21 protein-coding genes and 1 pseudogene are annotated in these 18,733 nt (G+C 70.2%); 16 read left to right on the forward strand and 6 right to left on the reverse strand.

The annotated features are described in order from the left end of the window. Window positions 1-65: 65 nt before the first annotated feature. The gene (locus ACWD3C_RS36910) at window positions 66-1,421 is read right to left on the reverse strand and encodes an aminotransferase class III-fold pyridoxal phosphate-dependent enzyme (protein WP_451151029.1); all 1,356 of its coding nucleotides are present in this window, start codon (window positions 1,419-1,421) and stop codon (window positions 66-68) included. A 208-nt stretch (window positions 1,422-1,629) separates the two neighbouring features. Here ACWD3C_RS36910 and ACWD3C_RS36915 point away from each other — a divergent pair, with 208 nt between their 5' ends. From ACWD3C_RS36915 to ACWD3C_RS36925, 3 genes are all read left to right on the forward strand, one after another. After that, complete coding sequence (locus ACWD3C_RS36915; RefSeq protein WP_451151031.1) at window positions 1,630-2,277, forward strand: DJ-1/PfpI family protein; 648 nt, start codon at window positions 1,630-1,632, stop codon at window positions 2,275-2,277. After that, a complete protein-coding gene (locus ACWD3C_RS36920; RefSeq protein ID WP_451151033.1) occupies window positions 2,274-2,771 on the forward strand; it encodes a MarR family winged helix-turn-helix transcriptional regulator in 498 nt (165 codons plus the stop codon). The genes ACWD3C_RS36915 and ACWD3C_RS36920 overlap by 4 nt, the downstream gene beginning before the upstream one ends. Before the next feature lie 86 nt (window positions 2,772-2,857). Next, the gene (locus tag ACWD3C_RS36925) at window positions 2,858-4,759 is read left to right on the forward strand and encodes a serine/threonine-protein kinase (protein ID WP_451151035.1); all 1,902 of its coding nucleotides are present in this window, start codon (window positions 2,858-2,860) and stop codon (window positions 4,757-4,759) included. Between the two features lie 239 nt (window positions 4,760-4,998). On the opposite strand, the gene ACWD3C_RS36930 is transcribed toward ACWD3C_RS36925, so the two are convergent. After that, a complete protein-coding gene (locus ACWD3C_RS36930; protein WP_451151095.1) occupies window positions 4,999-5,784 on the reverse strand; it encodes an SLATT domain-containing protein in 786 nt (261 codons plus the stop codon). A gap of 339 nt (window positions 5,785-6,123) precedes the next feature. Here ACWD3C_RS36930 and ACWD3C_RS36935 point away from each other — a divergent pair, with 339 nt between their 5' ends. From ACWD3C_RS36935 to ACWD3C_RS36955, 5 genes are all read left to right on the forward strand, one after another. Next, on the forward strand, window positions 6,124-6,483 hold the full coding sequence (locus ACWD3C_RS36935; protein WP_451151037.1) for a YbaB/EbfC family nucleoid-associated protein: 360 nt from the start codon (window positions 6,124-6,126) through the stop codon (window positions 6,481-6,483). Window positions 6,484-6,542: 59 nt separating this feature from the next. Then, entirely contained in the window at window positions 6,543-7,142 is a 600-nt protein-coding gene (gene recR / locus ACWD3C_RS36940) for a recombination mediator RecR (protein ID WP_451151039.1), read from the forward strand. Further along, window positions 7,135-7,794: a DUF5063 domain-containing protein gene (locus ACWD3C_RS36945; protein WP_451151041.1), complete on the forward strand. Its 660-nt coding sequence runs from the start codon at window positions 7,135-7,137 to the stop codon at window positions 7,792-7,794. The genes recR and ACWD3C_RS36945 overlap by 8 nt, the downstream gene beginning before the upstream one ends. 463 nt (window positions 7,795-8,257) lie before the next feature. Beyond that, window positions 8,258-8,701, forward strand: coding sequence for a hypothetical protein (locus ACWD3C_RS36950; RefSeq protein WP_451151043.1), 444 nt, complete (start codon window positions 8,258-8,260; stop codon window positions 8,699-8,701). Between the two features lie 18 nt (window positions 8,702-8,719). Next, window positions 8,720-8,878 (forward strand): hypothetical protein, encoded by a 159-nt coding sequence (locus tag ACWD3C_RS36955; protein WP_451151045.1) that lies wholly within the window; start codon window positions 8,720-8,722, stop codon window positions 8,876-8,878. An 81-nt stretch (window positions 8,879-8,959) separates the two neighbouring features. On the opposite strand, the gene ACWD3C_RS36960 is transcribed toward ACWD3C_RS36955, so the two are convergent. Both ACWD3C_RS36960 and ACWD3C_RS36965 read right to left on the reverse strand, forming a co-directional pair. Beyond that, the gene (locus tag ACWD3C_RS36960) at window positions 8,960-9,523 is read right to left on the reverse strand and encodes an N-acetyltransferase (RefSeq protein WP_451151047.1); all 564 of its coding nucleotides are present in this window, start codon (window positions 9,521-9,523) and stop codon (window positions 8,960-8,962) included. Further along, window positions 9,520-10,392 carry a Tat pathway signal protein gene (locus ACWD3C_RS36965; protein WP_451151049.1) on the reverse strand — a complete coding sequence of 291 codons (873 nt, stop codon included), beginning with the start codon at window positions 10,390-10,392 and terminating at the stop codon, window positions 9,520-9,522. Before ACWD3C_RS36965 ends, ACWD3C_RS36960 begins: the two co-directional genes overlap by 4 nt. Before the next feature lie 552 nt (window positions 10,393-10,944). On the opposite strand from ACWD3C_RS36965, the gene ACWD3C_RS36970 reads away from it, so the two are divergent. From ACWD3C_RS36970 to ACWD3C_RS37005, 8 genes are all read left to right on the forward strand, one after another. After that, the gene (locus ACWD3C_RS36970) at window positions 10,945-11,532 is read left to right on the forward strand and encodes a hypothetical protein (protein WP_451151051.1); all 588 of its coding nucleotides are present in this window, start codon (window positions 10,945-10,947) and stop codon (window positions 11,530-11,532) included. Then, entirely contained in the window at window positions 11,529-11,954 is a 426-nt protein-coding gene (locus ACWD3C_RS36975) for a DUF6415 family natural product biosynthesis protein (protein WP_451151053.1), read from the forward strand. The genes ACWD3C_RS36970 and ACWD3C_RS36975 overlap by 4 nt, the downstream gene beginning before the upstream one ends. Continuing rightward, the gene (locus ACWD3C_RS36980) at window positions 11,951-12,283 is read left to right on the forward strand and encodes a helix-turn-helix domain-containing protein (RefSeq protein WP_451151055.1); all 333 of its coding nucleotides are present in this window, start codon (window positions 11,951-11,953) and stop codon (window positions 12,281-12,283) included. The genes ACWD3C_RS36975 and ACWD3C_RS36980 overlap by 4 nt, the downstream gene beginning before the upstream one ends. A 377-nt stretch (window positions 12,284-12,660) precedes the next feature. Then, complete coding sequence (locus ACWD3C_RS36985; protein WP_451151057.1) at window positions 12,661-13,632, forward strand: hypothetical protein; 972 nt, start codon at window positions 12,661-12,663, stop codon at window positions 13,630-13,632. A 29-nt stretch (window positions 13,633-13,661) separates the two neighbouring features. Then, on the forward strand, window positions 13,662-13,958 hold the full coding sequence (locus ACWD3C_RS36990; protein ID WP_451151059.1) for a CopG family ribbon-helix-helix protein: 297 nt from the start codon (window positions 13,662-13,664) through the stop codon (window positions 13,956-13,958). A 50-nt stretch (window positions 13,959-14,008) separates the two neighbouring features. Then, window positions 14,009-14,587 carry a Uma2 family endonuclease gene (locus ACWD3C_RS36995; protein WP_451151061.1) on the forward strand — a complete coding sequence of 193 codons (579 nt, stop codon included), beginning with the start codon at window positions 14,009-14,011 and terminating at the stop codon, window positions 14,585-14,587. Window positions 14,588-14,672: 85 nt separating this feature from the next. After that, entirely contained in the window at window positions 14,673-15,608 is a 936-nt protein-coding gene (locus ACWD3C_RS37000; protein ID WP_451151063.1) for a M56 family metallopeptidase, read from the forward strand. A gap of 279 nt (window positions 15,609-15,887) precedes the next feature. Next, window positions 15,888-16,412 (forward strand): SgcJ/EcaC family oxidoreductase, encoded by a 525-nt coding sequence (locus tag ACWD3C_RS37005; protein ID WP_451151065.1) that lies wholly within the window; start codon window positions 15,888-15,890, stop codon window positions 16,410-16,412. Here the strand turns inward: ACWD3C_RS37005 and ACWD3C_RS37010 are convergent. Together ACWD3C_RS37010 and ACWD3C_RS37015 are read right to left on the reverse strand one after the other, a co-directional pair. Beyond that, window positions 16,378-17,739, reverse strand: coding sequence for a HAMP domain-containing sensor histidine kinase (locus ACWD3C_RS37010; protein WP_451151067.1), 1,362 nt, complete (start codon window positions 17,737-17,739; stop codon window positions 16,378-16,380). The two genes, ACWD3C_RS37005 and ACWD3C_RS37010, sit on opposite strands and share 35 nt — an antisense overlap. A 158-nt stretch (window positions 17,740-17,897) precedes the next feature. Further along, window positions 17,898-18,581 (reverse strand): annotated as a pseudogene (locus ACWD3C_RS37015) (response regulator transcription factor); the annotation flags it as partial. Window positions 18,582-18,733: the final 152 nt, after the last annotated feature.

An 18,733-nucleotide genomic window follows, 5' to 3' on the forward strand; every position in this document is an offset into this window, starting at 1 on the left:
CGGCGGGGGCGAGGAAACCCTCGGGCTCACCCCCACCGCCGCACGTCACCCCACGTCACTCCACATCACCCCACGTACTCGTCCGCCACCCCCAACGCCGCGTCCAACGCCGCCAGCCCCTCCTTCGCCTCCGCCTCGGTGATGTTGCACGGCGGAACGACGTGGGTGCGGTTCATGTTGATGAACGGCCACAACCCGTGCGCCTTCGCGGCGGCGCCGAACGCCGCCATGGCCGCGTTGGCCTCCCCGGCCGCGTTGTAGGGAACCAGCGGCTCCCGGGTCTCCCGGTCCTTGACCAGGTCGAGGGCCCAGAACATGCCGACCCCACGGACCTCACCCACGCAGGGGTGCCGAGAGGCCAGCTCACGCAACCCGGGCTCGATGACCTGGGAGCCGATGGCGGCCGCGTTCTCGACGACTCCCTCCTCCGCCATCACGCCGATCGTGGCGACCGCCGCCGCACAGGCCAGCGGATGCCCGGAGTACGTCAGGCCCCCCGGATACGCCCGCTTCCCGAACGTCTCGGCGATCTTCCCGGAGATGGCGACACCACCGAGCGGCACATACCCGGAGTTCACCCCCTTCGCGAAGGTCATCAGGTCCGGCACGACGTCGAAGAGATCCGCCGCGAACCACTCCCCCGTCCGCCCGAACCCCGCCATGACCTCGTCCAGGATGAACACGATCCCGTACTTGTCGCACAGCTCCCGCACCCCGGCCAGATAACCCGGCGGCGGAATCATGATCCCCGCCGTACCCGGAATCGTCTCCAGGACGATCGCGGCGATGGTCGACGGGCCCTCGAAGGCGATCGTCGTCTCCAGGTGCTCAAGCGCCCGCTCGCACTCCTGCTCCTCGGTCTCGGCGTAGAACCGCGACCGGTAGAGGAAGGGCGCCCAGAAGTGCACCACCCCGGCCGAAGCGCCGTCCGACGGCCAGCGCCGCGGGTCACCGGTGAGGTTCACGGCCTGCTGCGTACCACCGTGGTACGAGCGGTACGCCGACAGCACCTTGGGTCGCCCCGTGTGCAGCCGCGCCATACGCACGGCGTGCTCGACGGCGTCGGCACCCCCGTTGGTGAAGAAGATCTTGTCCAGGTCACCCGGCGTACGCTCGGCGATCAGCCGCGCCGCCTCCGACCGCGCCTCGACCGCGAACGCGGGTGCGAACGTCGTCATGCTCGCCGCCTGCTCCTGGATCGCGGCGACGACCTTGGGGTGCTGGTAGCCGATGTTCGTGTAGACGAGGCCGCTGGTGAAGTCCAGGTAGCGGTTGCCGTCGTAGTCCCAGAAGTACGACCCCTCCGCACCGGCGACGGCGAGCGGGTCGATGAGCTCCTGCGCGGACCAGGAGTGGAAGACATGCGCACGGTCCGCGGCCTTCACGGCAGCGCCGACCTGGGGGTTTGGCTGAGGGGTCATGCCGGTGAGCGTAGGTGACCGGGGCGCGTGCGCGACATCGGCGTCCTGTCTGCGGTCGGCGCGCGAACGCGACAGTCTGTCGCGTGGAACGGGTTCCCGGCACGGGCAGGCCCCCGTCATCCTCCCCTGACGCGCCTTCATTGACAGTATGCTGGCAAAGTGACAGCATGTTGTCATAATCATTCGGCGTGCCCGAGGGGAACCAACCATGAACGACAGCCGCCGCAAGCCCGTCCACCTCGCCGTCTACGACACCTACGCCGACTGGGAAACCGGCCACACCACCGCCTGGCTGGCCCGCGCCGGGTACGAGATCGTGACCGTAGGCCCCACCCGCGAGCCGGTCCGCACCATCGCCGGCGTCCGTATCCAGCCGGACATGGCCCTCGACGAACTCCGCCCCGAGGACAGCGCGCTGCTGATCCTCACGGGCGCCGACCTCTGGACTGAGACATCAGCCGCTACCGCGGCGGGCAGCGATGACCTGGCCCCCTTCGCCCGCAAGGCCCGCGCCTTCCTCGACGCCGACGCCCCCGTTCCCGTCGCCGCGATCTGCGGGGCCACGGCCGGTCTGGCCCGCGAGGGGCTGCTCGACGACCGCGAGCACACCAGCGCCGTCTCCTTCTATCTCGCGGCCACCGGCTACAAGGGCGCGGACCACTACACGGAAGCGGACGCGGTCACCGACAGCAGCGGCACCCTCGTCACCGCCGGCCCGACCGAACCCGTCGCCTTCGCCCGCGAGGTCTTCCGGCTCCTCGGCGTTTACGAGGGCGAGGTCCTCGACGCCTGGTACCGCCTCTTCCACGACTCGGACCCGGAGGCGTACGCCGTTCTTGAGGCGGCCACTCAGTGAGCCGCGAGCGTCAGGACCTGCTCAGCCGGACCGCGCTCACCGTCTTCCGGCTCAACGGCCAGTTCCTCGCCGCCGCCGACGAGATGGCGCGCCCGGCGGGCCTGACCGCGGCCTGGTGGCAGGTCCTCGGCGCGGTGCTGCGCGACCCGCTCCCCGTCTCCGGCATCGCCCGCGTCATGGGCATCACCCGCCAGAGCGTCCAGCGCATCGCCGACCTCCTCGTCGGCCAGGGCCTCGCCGAGTACGTCCCCAACCCGGCCCACCGCCGCGCCAAGCTCCTCACCCCGACCCCGGCCGGCCGCGCCGCCGTCGCCAGGATCGACCCGGGGCACGCGGCCCTCGCCGACCGCCTCGCCGAGACCCTGGGCGAGGACGAGTTCGAGGAGGCCGTACGGGTGTTGGAGCGCCTGTCCGCCGTACTGGAATCGCTGGAATCGCCGGAATCGCTGGATTCCCCCGCGCCGGATTCGCCGGAGCCTGTTACGGAGTTGTAGAGGCGGCCCGACTCGCCTCCCCTGCCCCCGCACTACGATCGGCCTGAATTCCGTCTGTTGCACACGGCGGGGGAAGGGGTGCGGGGGTGGGAAAGCTGGAGGCCGGGGATCCGCAGCAGATCGGGGCGTACCGGCTGATCGGGCGGCTGGGTGCCGGTGGGATGGGGCATGTGTATCTGGCCCGGTCCGAGCGGGGGCGTACGGCCGCCGTCAAGGTCGTACGGCGGGAACTGGCCGCGCAGGACGAGTTCCGGGCGCGGTTCCGGCAGGAGGTGCGGGCCGCGCGGCGCGTGGGCGGGTACTGGACCGCGCCGGTGCTGGACGCCGACACCGAGGCCGTCGTTCCGTGGGTCGCCACCGGGTATGTCGCCGGGCCCAGCCTCCAGGCCGTCGTCGGGCACGACCACGGGGCGCTGCCCGAGCGGTCCGTGCGGACCCTCGCCGCCGGGCTCGCGCACGCGCTGCGGGACATCCACGCGGCCGGGCTCATCCACCGGGACCTCAAGCCGTCCAACGTGCTCGTGACCATCGACGGACCCCGGGTGATCGACTTCGGGATCGCCCGAGCCCTGGAGACCGTCACCGACGGCGGACTCACGCGGACCGGCGCGCTCGTCGGCTCGCCCGGGTTCATGGCGCCCGAGCAGGTCCGGGGCGACCGGATCACTCCCGCCTGCGACGTCTTCTGCCTGGGATCCGTCCTCGCGTACGCCGCCACCGGCCACCTCCCCTTCGGCTCCGCCGACTCCGGTGCGCACGCCCTGATGTTCCGCATCGCGCAGGAGGAGCCCGACCTCGGCCGCCTGCCCGAGGGCCTCGCCGATCTCGTACGCGACTGTCTGCGCAAGGACCCCGCCGCCCGCCCCACGCTCGGCCAGATCCTGGCGCGGACCGGAGCCGAGGACACCGTCCTGGACGGGCGGTCCCGGGACCCGTGGCTGCCGAGCGCGCTGGTGGCCCAACTCGGGCGGCACGCGGTGAAGTTGCTGGATACGGAGGACCCGGAGGGGCCGGGGGGAGAGACGGGAGCGGCCGGGGGAGCGGCTCAAGGTGCCCCCGCAGCCCCCGCAGCCTCCCCGGAGCATGCTCCCGCCGCCCCCGAGGAACGTTCAACCCCCGTCGACCGGCTGCCGACACAAACCGTGGGACCAGGGCACCCGCCCCCACCCCCACCCACCGTTCCGCCCACCATCCCGCCCGCCGTCGCTCCCCACCCCGCGTACGGCGGCCCTCCGCAGCCACACCCCCAGCCCGCGGCGTACGGCGGCTACCCTCAGGGACAGGGACAGGGACAGGGACAGGGACAGGGACCGGGACCGGGATACGGGCCGTACGGTACGGCCGTCGCCCCTCCGCACACGGACGTCGTCCCGTACCCCCAACCCCAACCCCCGCGCGGGACCGGCGGCCGCTCCACGGTCGTGCTCATCGTCGTCGCCCTGGTCGTCGCGCTCGGTGCGGGCGGCTCGGTGTACGCGCTGATGCAGAGGGGCGACGCGGGCGGCACCGGGGGCGACGGCAAGGCGTCCAACGCGTCGCCGCCCGCCGTGGCGTCCACGGCCCCAGGGGCCCCGGAATCCCTGGGCCCCACGACCGCCGAGCCCAGCCCGTCCACCAGCGAACCGCGGGCCCCCGGCGACGGCGGCGCGATCCCCGCCCGGTTCCTCGGCACATGGGACGCCACCATCGACAACGGCACCGGGCGCAACCCCCGCCGTCTGGTCATCCAGCAGGGCGGGGCCGGGGACACGGTGCTGTCGCTCACGGCGGACGGGCCGGGGTACCACTGCGTGTTCCAGGCGGAGCTGGCCGAGGAGCCGGCCGACGGCGGCCCGCTGGCGATCGGCCCGTCCGCGGTCACCGTCGGCGAACCGGCCACCTCCTGCACCCCGGGCGGGGCCACCGAGGTCACGATCCTCCCCGACGGCAGTCTGCGCCGCGTGAACGCGGAGTCGGGGGAGTCGCTGACGTACACGAGGACGAACTGAACGAGGCGGGCTGGGCGAGGACCTGGGGCACCGAGCCCGACCTCGCGGGCTACGAGGTCGTCTGGCGCGAGACCACGGCCCCCGAGTGAACCCCCGTCCTCCCCACCGGGATGTCGGCGGACTGCGGGTTGTTTGTGGCTTTTCGCGCAGTTCCCCGCACCCCTGACGGGGTCGAAGGGGCGGAGTCCCTGGAGGACGGGACGGGTAGGGGCGGCGGGGGCGAAAAACACCCCCACCCCTCACCGCGGCTCCGGCGGCCGCTGCCGAGGCATGTTCGGCCGCGCCCCCGGCGGCATGGGCAGCCGCCCATTGGACCCGGCGTCCTGCCGGGGCACCCCCGCCCCCAACGCCCCCACCGCATGCAACCCCACCGGCACAGGCCCGCTCCGGAACTCGACCATCCAGTCCGCCGTCTCCGCCCGCACCAACTCGGTGACGTCCTCGGAGAACCGCCGCAGCACCCCGAGACACCGCTCCGCGGCCTCCCCCGCCGTCCCCTCCGTCGGCCCCAGAACCTCCCGCACACTCTCCGACGCCCAGTCGAACTGCAGCACCTGAAGCCGCCGCTGCACAGCCTGAGCCGTGGCGACATCCCTCATCCACCCGGAGGTGACCCCGAAGAACCGGTCCCCCGCCACACACGCGACACCCACCAGCAGCGCCAGATACCCCCAGGGAGCCACCCCGCCCATCACCCCGGCGAGGTCGAGCAGCGGAAGCGCGGCCCCGGCGAAGACCCCGACCGCCGCCCCCACCCGCAACGCCCGCGCCCCCCGCCGCTTCCACACCCGCCCGGCGAGATACCACGCCGCCGTCTGCAGCGCCCGCGCCTCCACCCACCGGTACAGCTCGTCCAGCCGTTCCGCCGGCTCCGCCCAGTCCCCCGTAGGAAACGCCCGCCCGGTCAGATCGCCCAGCCCGGTCAGATCGTCACCGGCCCACCCACCCGCGCCGTCCCCCCACCCGTCCCACCCGTCCCGGGACGGGAACGTTCCCTCTGGTCCCTCCGGTCCCTCGGGCCGCATCTCCGGCTGGTGGCTCACCCGGCACTCCCTACTGCTGACTGTCCACTACTGCTGACTGCCCAGCTCGTCCAGCACACTGCCCGCCGCCGCCGAATGTCACACCCCGCGACGCCCCGCGACACCGTGTGACGGTGCCGCCCCCTTTCCTACCTCCCAATGGGTGGCACGGACGGAGTTTTCGTCGTTTTTCACCCCGGACGAGGCGCTTGATCAGGTCTTGATCAGGTATAGGCTCCGGCCGGTCTCACCCGAAAGAGTGCTTGGGCGACGGACGCGCCGACCACGTAGGCTCATGCCAGACGGGAACACACCCCGAATTCGGAAAGAGGCGAGCTGATCGTGATCCCCGGTGGTGGCCAGCCCAACATGCAACAGCTGCTCCAGCAGGCCCAGAAGATGCAACAGGACCTCGCGAACGCTCAGGAGGAGCTAGGCAGGACCGAGGTCGACGGGCAGGCGGGCGGCGGCCTGGTGAAGGCCACGGTGACAGGCTCCGGCGAATTGCGCGCCCTGAAGATCGACCCGAAGGCGGTCGACCCCGAGGCTGCATCCGTTGAAGAGACGGTCGAGACCCTCGCGGACCTGATCGTCGCGGCGGTCCATGCGGCCAACGAGAACGCCCAGCAGCTCCAGCAGCAGAAGCTCGGCCCCCTCGCCCAGGGCCTGGGCGGCAGCGGCATCCCGGGCCTGCCTTTCTAAGCCGGGCCCCGGCCAACTACCGTACGCACTGAAGGAACCCCGGGAAGGACGGCAGTCCGTTGTACGAAGGCGTGGTCCAGGACCTCATCGACGAGCTGGGGCGGCTGCCCGGCGTCGGTCCCAAGAGCGCGCAGCGGATCGCCTTCCACATCCTCCAGGCGGAACCGACGGACGTACGCCGCCTCGCCCAGGCCCTGATGGAGGTCAAGGCGAAGGTCCGCTTCTGCGCGACCTGCGGGAACGTCGCGCAGGAGGAGCACTGCAACATCTGCCGCGACACCCGCCGCGACCCCTCCGTCATCTGCGTGGTGGAGGAGCCGAAGGATGTCGTCGCCATCGAGCGCACCCGGGAGTTCCGCGGTCGTTACCACGTGCTCGGCGGCGCGATCAGCCCGATCGAGGGCGTGGGCCCCGACGACCTGCGCATACGAGAACTCCTCGCGCGCCTGGCCGACGGCACGGTCACCGAGCTGATCCTGGCCACGGACCCGAATCTGGAAGGCGAGGCCACGGCCACGTACCTCGCCCGCATGATCAAGCCCATGGGCCTCAAGGTCACCCGCCTGGCCAGCGGCCTCCCGGTGGGTGGCGACCTGGAATACGCGGACGAGGTGACCCTCGGCCGCGCCTTCGAGGGGAGACGACTTCTAGATGTCTGACGCCACGCTGCACGCGACCAACCAGGACCCGGACGACTTCGCGGTCCAGATCGCGGACCAGGTCGAGAGTTTCCTCGTAGCGGTGACCGAGGTGGCGAAGGGCGACGAGCCGGACTCGGCGGTCCCCTTCCTCCTCCTGGAGGTCTCCCAGCTCCTCCTGGCCGGCGGTCGCCTGGGCGCCCACGAGGACATCGTCCCCGAGGAGCGCTACGAGCCCGACCTCGGCCCCGAGCCGGACGTGGACGGGCTCCGCGAGAACCTGGCCCGCCTGCTGGACCCGGTCGACGTCTACTCGGAGGTCTTCGACCCGTACGAGCCGCGGGGCGCCCGCGTCCCGGCCCGTATCTCCGACGACCTCGCCGACGTCATCACCGACCTCCGCCACGGCATGGCCCACTACCGCTCGGGCCGCACCACCGAGGCCCTGTGGTGGTGGCAGTTCTCGTACTTCTCCAACTGGGGCACCACCGCCTCCGCCACCCTCCGCGCCCTCCAGTCCGTCGTGGCCCACGTCCGCCTGAACCAGCCCCTGGCCGAACTCGACGGCCTCGACACCGACCAGGGTATGGGCGACGAGACCCTTGAGTTCGAGGCGGGCAAGGTCATGGCGGAGGAGATCGCCGGGCCGCTGGGGCTACGAGAGGTCAAGTAGCCCCCGCGCCCCCGCCTCACGTCGTGTCCCAAGCGACACCTCGACGTTGCCCTCCCGCTGCACGCCGCCCGTTACGGTGACCGGACTTTCGACAAGCCGAAACGGATATACGGCTCAAACGGTCAACGGGGGGCAACGAACCGTGCAACACACCCAAGCCCGAGGAAGAGCCACAGCGGCGGTCGCGTCGACGGTCGCGACGACCCTGGCCACACTGCTCCTCACGGCCTGTGGCCCGGACAGCGAAGCCACCACCGCGGCACCACCGACCGAGAAGGCATCCACGACCGCTGCCCCCTCCACCCCGACGCCGCCCCCGAGCCCCACAGAGGCCGAACGGCAGACACCAACCCCCACCCCTACACCCACATCCCCACCCCCACCCACCCCCACACTCAAGGCGCCCCCACCCCCCTCTCCCTCCCGGACGACCCGCCCCGCACCTGTCCCGACCACCATCAGCATGTTCGCCTCCACCGAAGGCGGCCGGATCACCCTCGAACGAGGCGGCGCGGCACAGGAGTTCACGGTCTCGATCCGCAACGGCAACACCCGCGCGTACCCGCACCTCCACGTGGCCCTCCAGATGGAGATCATGGTGGACGAGACGGCCCCCTCGGACTCCAACGGCCTCGTCCTGGAACGCCGCGCCCCGGCCACCGGCGCCTGGCAGCGCACCGACCTGCGCGTGGCCAACGACGTCTTCCCGCCCCACCTCTACCCCGACGGCACCCCTCTGCCCCGCGAGGCCTCCCGCATCGACCACTACCGCCTACGCGCCCTCGGCGAGGGCCCCCGCGGCTCGACTCCCCTGCTCATCCGCCTCATCGACACGAGCGCCCCCGAAACCGCCTCCTACGACGAGGCCGTACCCCGCAGTACGTCCCTGATGGTCACGGTGACCTGACGGCCCGGCCGCGGCCACGTGTTCCCGTCCAGCGCCGTAGTTCCGATTCGAGACCCGGCGACCGGCTTTCCGGCTGCCGGGTACGGCGTCTTCGACGGCACTGCCTTCGAGGCCTACCCCGGCATGGGGGACGCCACCGCCGACTACATGGAATCCCTGTTCGGTGACGACGACTGAGGAGCGCCCTCGCCGTCCTCTTCGGCAGGGCGGGGCGCTTCGTCCCGCCCGGGTGCTCCACGGCAACGTCTCGGCCTCCGGCTACTGGCGGAGGGGGTCCCGCAGCATCGTGGCGAAGACTGGCGAGTCGTCGAAGGGTTGCTGACTGCCGATCTGCTTGTAACCCCAGGACTCGTACACGGTCTTGAGACGCCCATCGGACAACGCCGGATTGACCAGCAGAGTGACGCGCTGCTCCTGGCGCTGCGACAGCAGCTCCTCGTGCAGTGCGCGAGCGGCGCCCTTGCCGTGGGCGCCCCGCCACGGCCGTCGTACGAGAATCTCGTTGAGGGCCAGGGTCCTCTTGCCGTCTTCCTTCACATACTCCTCGGGGAGCGGTTCCCTCTCCGCTGACCACCATGCGGTGTTCTCACCAAGCGGCACAGCGAAGACGTACCCGATCGGTTCCTCACCGTGGTACCCGACAACGGCCTCCCAGCCGACACGCGACGAGTACGCGGTCAACCGTTCGTCGAACCGATCGCGGCGGTAGAAGGGGCGATCCATCAGCCCGAACTCTCCGCGCACCTCAACGTGGATGTCGAGGATGAGCTGCCGTACTTCTTCGACGTCGCCGGTCCTGCGGTAGGTGATCGTGCCGTTCATGCGACAGCCCTCCGGTGTCCGAGCCACGCAGTGGTCTCGGAACTGCGTGGTGCTACGGCCATGAGTCGGTTGGTGAAGGTGTCCAGGAGCATGTGCACGCGGCCGTGTCCAGCCATCCGAGCTGGGACGGTCTTAGCCGCGGTGACGGCTGGCTCGATGTCGCCTTGGCCGAGTTGGGCGAGGGCCAGATTGGCGTACGTCAGGGCACGGTTGCGCTCAAGGTCGGGGCGTAGCCCGGCGAGGCATCGGTGTGCGTGACGCTCTGCTTCCTGCCACCTTCCGAGTCGCAGGTGGGCGAATGTGGCCAAGCTGTCCAGTTCGGCCTGGTCGTAGAAGCCCATCCACGGGGGGCGGTGCTTCGTCTGGTCGGCGCGGTCGAAGCTGGCTTGAGCGAGTCCGATCGCGCGCAGGGCGCTGCGGTCGTCACCCTGGTCGGCGTGGAAGGTTGCGAGTCGTGCCAGTGCCAGCGAGGCGTACAGCGGGTCACTGCGGGTGATGGACGTGGCCCGAGCGGCTTCACCCGTGGCGATGGCATCGGCGGGGCGGCCAAGATGCCGGTACATGATCCCGGCGTGGCCCCACACTCGGAAGAGCACGTGGCGGTTGTTGGCCAGGCCCGCGAGGGTGACGGCCTGGTTGAGGCAGGGCTCAGCCTCCTCCAGGCGGCGACCATCGATGGCGGCCCACATGGCGCTCGCTGTGAACGCTGCCGCGACGCCGTACAGCTCGGACCGGATACGGGCGGACGCTGTGTGCGAGTTCTGTAGATCCACCGTCTCCGCGGCGAGCGCGGCGGCATGCTCCTGGAGTTCCTGCGTCCCCCCGTACTTGTTGTCCATGCTGACGACGGCCGCCAACTTGGCGTTCATCCGGTCCACGTCGGCAGATCCGAGTCGGCGGTGCGTGGTGGAAGGCGCGGTGAGTGAAGCTCCAGCGGCGGTGGCCGCGGCAAGGAAAGTGCGGCGATACAAGGGGTCGTCCTCGGGTGCTGGGGAAGGGCTTGAGTTCTTACTCCCCCGAGGAACGAAGCCTAACTCTGCGGCTGGGAGACCCGTGACCGTTTCAAGCGCTGTCCTCAACAAGGCGTTGGGTGACCGGTGTTCGCCGTTGAGCAGCTTGAAAATGTGCCTCTCGTGGACTGTCCCGTAACGGCCCGTCAGGTCGTCGATTGCTGTGTTGACCAGGGATGTCAGCTCCCTGACGAGCATTCCGTGCTTCTGCATCCACGATGCGAGTGCGTCGTTCCGTGTCCACGGCATGACAGAACGTTAAGGGCTGCCGTCGAAGCCGAGAGCAAAGGGATCGTCAAAACGGCAGGGTGCCTGCGAGTAACTCCCGGTCCATACGGCATCCACAACAGCACTGGTTCGGCGGTTGTCTGAGTACCAGGACGAGCACAACCGTGGACCAGGGAGTCCCCTATGCCTTCCAGAGACGCAGGATCGACCAGCCCTCCAGAGGCACGCGCCCCCGTGGAGGCAGGGGCGGGTGTGCTCGTGCACTCCCGCAAGGACCGTGAAATCGCGGTCGGTACCTGGCTCCTGGCGGCGGTGCAGGACATGAAGCAGGCCCGGACCGAGTGGCAGGAGAGCGGAATCGCGCTCCTGCGGTGTGGTGGCCTCTTCGGCGCGATCCGGGTCTCGGCCGACCTGGTGCGTGCAGCGGCCGGCACGGACAACACCAGGGAGATCGACGCCTTCCTCGCGGAGGCATTGCTGGGCGGTCCGGTGTTCCTGGACCTGTATGCCCAGCGGTACTACGTCCTCGTACCGGTGAGCGCCGGGAAGCAGGACACGTGGGCTGCCCGGCGGGACCCCGAGGTGGAATTCCTCGGGCGCGGCTGCTTCCTCGGTGTGCCGCGGCCGGACAGCACCGAGCCGGAGGGCGTGCGCTCGTACTGGTGCGTCCCAATGGACGGCCCCGGCAACCTCGCCGTTCCGGACGCGGTGTCCCAGCTCCTCGCCGTTGCCCGGTTCCGGCGCGCGAAGGCGGAGAGGGGAAGCCGATGAGTAATGAGGACGATCCGATCGACGCGGACAAGATCCGGGAGACGTACACGGTCGGCCTCGACGTGTGGGGCATCCGCCCGCCGGCCACCAAGAAGACGACCCTCCTCCGTGAGCTGCTGACGGGCCACGTGCAGCTCCTCCTCCCGGAGGTCACGAACCTCGCGGCCCGCATGCGGGGCCACACCAGGGGGACGGCGGTCCACGTGATCGTGCGCGCGCATCACCTCCTTGAGGAGGGCCCGGGACCTGCCCCGGCCGCCAACCAGTCCGCTCCCCGTGGCGGACGGGCGGGGCTCTTTCGTGTCCGGACGCGACCGCCGGACGCGATCGCCAGGGGCGTCCACGGCTGCGGACACCCCGGCGCCGCCGTCTCACACACATCTCGCAGACTGTGGCAGGCAGGAGAGGACAGTGCCCGATGAGTCAGTACAGCACCTGGGGTGACGTCAAGAGGCGTATGCGTGAGGCCCGGCCCGATGTCTCCGACACGGAGTGGACCGAGCGCAAGCGTGCGGCCCGAGTTGCCACGGAGGCGTACGTGCTGGGGCACCGTCTGCGGGAGATCCGGAAGGATCAGGGGCTGACGCAGGCTCAGGTGGCCGAGCTGGTGAGCATCTCCCAGGCCCGGGTCTCCCAGATCGAGCGAGGCGAGATCCACAACCTGGAGACGATGCGTACGTACGGGGAGGCGCTCGGAGCCAGGGGCACGGTGACCATTGAGTACGAGGACCGGACCGTCGGCGCTGCCTGACCGAGCCTTCGGAGTCTCCGCAGGTCGGCCCGGAGCTTGAGTTCCGAGACCCGGGCTTCGGGCTTCGAGCTCTTCCCTGGTTTTTCTGGTCTTTTCTGGGTTCTGGGATGGTTGAAAACCAACCCAACCAACCATGTCTGTACGTGAGTTGAGGGTGCGTAACCCGAAAGGGTGACGTTCCGTGATCGGCTTGCGTCGGAACGTAAAGTCACTCTAGGTTCGCGGCAATAGATCGGCCCCGGTCGGTGCGCCAACACCGGCTCCGGGGCCTGGACCTACGGATCGAAAGCGACTCGATCGTGGCTTGCACATACCCTAGCCCTGCCCTGCCGTCCCCGTCCCACCCCGTGGCCCAAACGGGTTACGGAAAGCGCTCCGTGGGTGACGAAAGCCCGCACGCGGACGCGGACTTCGCACATCTGAGCCCCCGCGATCGCGAGATCGCCGTCTTCATCGATCACCTCGAAGACGGCCGCGCGATGGGCTACAAGGTGCTCGCCCTGGAGCACCCCTGCTACGGCCAGCAGGCATGCCGCACGTCTCTCGGCCGGATCATCGACGTCGGCCACATGCGGTGGATCAGGGAGCACATCACCGTCGAGGACAACTCGATGCGATGGGTGACGCGGACGTACTGGTCACGTACCCGCAGGTCGGCGGAGTGGTGGGCGAACTTCGCGCGTGAGCGCAAGGGCAGGGACGTCACCGCCGACTACGCGCCGGGCCTGGCTCGTGCCGAGGAACCGGCCCCGGAAACCGAGGGCCAACGCCAAGAAGAACCCTCCGAGCCGCCCGCCGAGCAACCCTGCGACCAGCCCTCGGAGCCGCAGCCCAGCGCCGCGTACCTCGCTCTCGCCGAACTCCGTTCCGCGGACCCCCGTATGCCCCTGTCCGACGCGGACTGCCACTCCCTCGAAAGCCTCGCCGCCGAGTGGCTGTCCCGTGGCGCGACGCCGCGGGACATCACCCGAGCCTTGACCGACGGGCTCCCGGCCGATGTCACCAACCCGGGCGGACTCGCCCGCAACCGATTGGAGAAGAAGATGCCCCCGAAGAAGGTGAAGGTGCGGCAGAAGGCGTCCGCCTCCCGTGCGCGTGTCGGCCGCGTGATCATGGCCTGCGGCACCTGCGACGCGGACGAGCGGACCGTGAAGATCGTCAACGGGCTGTGCCGCGAGTGCCGTGTGGAACTCGGGCTGGACGGGCCTGACGGGAAGCCCGCCCCGGCCGTCCCGGAGACGTTCCGGCCGGGCCCGGTCTCCGCCGCCGACGTGGTGGACGTCGCCCGCTGGGCTGCCGAGGTGCGGGCGGCGGGTGGACTGCGGTCCAAGGCCGGGAGGGCGGGGTGACCGAGTCCACTGGGACCGGGTGCCTGTCTGTGAACCTCGGCGTTGACCTCGCCGCACGCCTGCGAGCGTACGCGGAGGCTGATCGGCGAACGGCCGACGCGGTGGTGGCGGACGCGGTGGAGGAGTACCTCGCCACCCACCCGAACCACGAGCAACTGCGCGCCGCCGGGCTCGCGGCCATGCGGCAGTACGAGGCGGAGTACGGGCCCTTCACCGAGGCGGAGTGGGCGGAGGCCGATGCTTGGATCGACCGGCTCTTCGGCCCCGGAAATGACGAGCATGGCGGCTCTCTCGCCGGAGGGCCGCCGGACGGGAGCGACGTATGAGCGTGCAGGACGTGCCGGTCAGGGCACCATGGAGTCGAGGAGGCGACGCCATGACCCCCAGGACCGAGCACGGGCCGCAGATGTCCGTCGAGGAATTCGAGCAACTGGAACGCCATGCCCCGGAGACCGTGAGGCTGGAGTTCATCAATGGGAAGGTCCAGGTCAAGCCCGTGCCGGACGGCAACCACAGCGAGATCTACATGTGGCTCCTGGAGCGATGCATGCAGTTGCGTCCTGACCTTCGGCTCTACCCTGAGCGGGGCCTCAAGACCGAGGCCTACCGCAAGGGGCGAGCCCGGGCGGACGCGACTCTGGTACCTAGAGGCGGCCTCAAGGGGCACGGCGAGTGGTCGAACGCGAACAATGTGCTGATGGCGGTGGAGATCACGTCGTACGACTCCGACACCCACCAGCGCGACCGAGTCGAAAAGCCCGACGGCTACGCGGCCGTCGGCATCCCCGTCTACCTCCTCATCGACCGCGACAACTGCTCGGTCGTGGTGTTCAACCAGCCCGAGGACGGCTGCTACCGGCACGAGGAAAAGCTTCCCTTCGGCGCCACCGTCAAGCTCCCCGACCCCGTGAACATCACCCTCGACACCGAGCCGCTCAAGGAGTTCGTGGACTGAGACACGTCCGCCGGAGTGGTGACGGCCGGTAACCTGTACGGCGCACTGCCGCCCGAGCCGCCGAGAAGGAACCGGAGCCAGTCGCGTGACCGTACTCCTGCTCCTGTTGATCGTCGTTGCCCTGACCGCCACGGTGCTGGGACCCCGGGCCCTGACGCGGGCGGTGTGGCCGGAGAGGGAGCCCGTGGTCGCGTTGTGGGCGTGGCAGTGCCTGGTCGGGGCGGTGTTGCTGTGCTGCTTCTCCGCCCTCGTGCTGGGGGCGGCGGCCGTGTTCGAGACCGTGCGGGGGCGGGTGTTCGCCCCGGCGCCGGAGTCCGTGACCGCCGCGTACGACCTCGCGGCGGCGCCGCCCTGGACGGCCGTACTGACGCTGCTGCTGGCCTGTGGGGCGGCCTGGACGGGGGCGATGCTCGCGCGGGAGGTCGTGGACGCGCGGCGTATCCGGCAGCTTCGGCACGCGCAGCTGCGGGAGCGGGCGCCCGAGCTTCCGGGGGACCTGCCGACGCCGCGCGGGCCGCTGCTCGTGCTGGAGGACGAGTATCCGGACGCCTGGCTGATGTCGGGCTCCGCGCCCCAACTCGTCGTCACCACGGGTGCGTTGCAGCGGTTGACCGACGGTCAGCTGGACGCCGTACTCGCCCATGAACTGGGCCACGCCCGCGCCCGGCACGACTGGCTGCTGCGCCTGTCCACGGCCCTCGCCACCGGCTTCCCGCGCATCCCCCTCTTCGCCCACTTCGCCGACCAGACCCACCGCCTGGTCGAACTGGCCGCCGACGACACGGCGTCCCGCCGCTGCGGCCACCTGACGACGGCCCTCGCGCTCATCGAACTCAACCAGCACCGCGGCGTGTTGACCTGCTCGAACACCCGCCGCCTCCTCGGCGACCGCGTCGAACGCCTCCTCGAACCCCCGCCCCGCCTCACCCCGGCCCACCGCGCGGCCACCACCACGGCCGCGTCGCTCGCCCTGCTGCTGCCCCTCCTGATCACCTTCGGGCCGGCGCTCACGGTGCTCTAGAAGGCGATGACGGCGGTCGGGATGGGCGTCGTATCGCCCGGGGCGGGAGTCGGCCTTCTGTGAGGGCCCGAGTACAACAGTGAGTAACTCTCTTGCTGCGTTCCGTAAGTTGGAGCAGTCCATTCCCTGTCCTGTACGTCGGCTGCACGGACGCTAACCGTTGGAAAGCGAGTCTGGAGTCACTTCCCCCACAGGAGCACCACGGAGCACCACGGAGCACCACGGAGCACCGAGGAGTACCGGGAGGAAGCAACTCACCTCACCCGCAATGGAGATGCGATGACTCGTCGTTCCATAACCAAGCGTGCAGCCATCGTCACCGCCGCTGCCCTCGTGACCCTCGGCGGCGTGGCCACCGGAGTCGGTGTCGCCGGTACCGACCAGGCGGCGAAGCCGGCCGGCAAGAGCTGGTCGAAGCCGACCGAGAAGGAGATCGCCGGCCTCTTCGACCGCTGGAACGCCGCGCTGCAGACCGGCGACGCCGGCAAGGTCGCGGACCTGTACGCGAAGGACGCCGTTCTTCTTCCGACCGTCTCGAACGAGGTCCGCACCGACCGCGCCGGGATCGTCGACTACTTCGAGCACTTCCAGGAGGACGACCCGGTCGGCGAGAAGGTCCAGACGATTGTCAACGTCCTCGACCGGAACTCCGCGATCGACGCGGGCGTGTACAAGTTCACGCTCACCGACCACGAGACCGGCGAGAAGCGTGTCGTCGAGGCCCGCTACACCTACGAGTACGAGAAGCGGAACGGCGAGTGGAAGATCGTCAACCACCACTCCTCTGCGATGCCCGAAGGCTGAGCACCACGCACAGCCCGCCCCCGGGCGCGTCCGTGAGGGCCACGGTCCCGCCGTCGTCGGTCACCAACTGCCTGACGACGGCGAGGCCCAGGCCCGAACCGGAGCGCCCGGTGAGGCCCTGGCCGCGCCAGAAGCGGTCGAAGGCGCGGGACTTCTCGATGTCCGACATACCGGGTCCCTCGTCCAGCACCGAGACCACCACCTCGTCGCCCCGGGGTTCCACCCGCACGGTGATCGTCGCGCCGTCCGGCGAGACCTCCAGGGCGTTGGAGAGGACGTTGTCCAGGACCTGGTCCAGATGACCGGGGCTGGCCAGCACAAGCAGCCGGCCGCCGGCACCCCCCCTGAGCGCGATGGTGACTCCGCGCTCGTCGGCGGCCGGCCTCCACACGGCGAGGCGTTCCTCGATGACGTCACGGAGAGAGAGCGGCTCCGCGGCCGTCACCTTCGCCTCGGCCCTTGCCAGCACCAGCAGGTCGTTCACCAGGCGGCTCATCCGGACCACCTCGGCCGTGGCCTGTTCGACGTCCTCCTTGACGAAGTCGTCGTCCACTCCGTCCGCGATGTTGTCCAGCGACAGGCGCAGCGCGGTCAGCGGCGTACGGAGCTGGTGCGACGCGTCCGCGACGAAGATCCGCTGGGCCGCTATCAGCGTGTCGAGGCGTTCCGCGCCCTGGTTGAGCGTGCGCGCCAGGGTCTGTGTCTCCTGGGGGCCCGTCACGGGGGAACGGGCCGTCAGGTCACCGTCGCTGAACTTGCTCGCCATGTCGTTGAGCTGGCGCAGGGGGCGCGTCAGGCGGCGGGCCGCCACGGCACCGATGAGCGCGGCCACGGCGAGGACGAGCACCGCGAGGATCACCCGGAAGCCCCAGATCGTCCACAGCCGCTGGGTGAGCCCGTCGGTCGAGAAGACGATCCGTACGGCGCCGACGACGTTCTTGCCGGAGTCGTACGCGGGGACCGTGATCACCAGGTTCGGCCCCCAGATGAAGGGGGAGCCCCAGTCGGTCGTGGGCTTGCCCCGCTCCAGAGCCGCGGTCAGCGCCGCGTCCTGCTCCGGCTCCGGCAGCCTCGCCGGGCAGCCCTCGGTGGGGGTCACCTGGACGCGGCCGTGCGTCTCGTACGCCTCGGCCATCTCCTCCAGGGCCTGGCAGGAGGCGGCCTTGTCGTTGCCCAGGAGCAGCGCCATGGTGTCGGCCTCGCGCCGGACGGACTCCGAGGTGTCGTCGCGCAGCTGGTCGGTGAGCGAGAAGGCCACCGGCCCGGTGAACAGGCCGATGGCGACCGCGGTGAGCAGGACGTAGCTGCGGATGAGCTGGCGGATCATGAGCCGGACGACTCCGATCCGGAAGGCGATGAACTGGAAGGGGACGACCCGGAAGGCGACGACCCGGAAGGCGACGATCCGGAAGACGGCCGCTGCTCAGAGTCCTTCACGGCAGCGTCCTTCACGGTGGCGTCCTTCACAGCCGGGTCCTTCACAGCCGTGTCCTTCACGATCTCCAGCCGGAAGCCCACCCCCCGTACCGCCTCGATCGTGATCACCCCCGCCAGCTTCCGCCGCAGTGCCGCCACATGGACGTCGAGGGTCTTCGTCGGACCGAACCAGTTCGCGTCCCACACCGCTTCCATGATCTGCTCGCGCGACATCAGCGCGCCCGGCTCCTCGGTGAGGAAGGCCAGGAGGTCGTACTCCTTGGGCGCGAGGGTCAGTTCCCCGCCGTCCAGGTGTACGCGGGCGGCCTTGCGGTCGATGGTGAGGCGGGGGCCGTAGCGGTCGGGGCCACCGGGCGCGGCCGGTGTTTCGGCGGTGCGCGGCTGCGCGCGGCGCATCACCGCCCTTATGCGCGCGATGACCTCCCGTACACCGAAGGGTTTGGAGACGTAGTCGTCGGCGCCCAGTTCCAGGCCGACGACCCGGTCCGTCTCGTCGCTCCTCGCGCTGATCACGATGATCGGTACGTCGCCGCGGCCGCGGAGGGCCTTGCAGACGTCGAGGCCGTCGGTGTCGGGCAGGCCGAGATCGAGGAGGACCACGTCGTAGGGGTCCTCGTGGGCGAGGGCGGCTTCGCCCGTGGTGACCCAGGCCACCTCGAAGCCGTAGCGCAGCAGCCCGCGCCGGAGCGACTGGGCGACCGGCTCGTCGTCTTCCACCAGCAGTACACGCACGGGAGTGACCTTAGTGCTTGAAAGTTGAGCGTCAGGTGTACCAGGCGTTGAGCTTTCGGGTGTGCGGAGGCATTACGTGTGACACGGAGCACTTTCCGAGTGTTTCGACGGCGGTGCGGGCAGATGCCATCCCGGTGCGGCCGAAGGCGTCG

This window comes from Streptomyces sp. NPDC002845 (assembly GCF_053591955.1).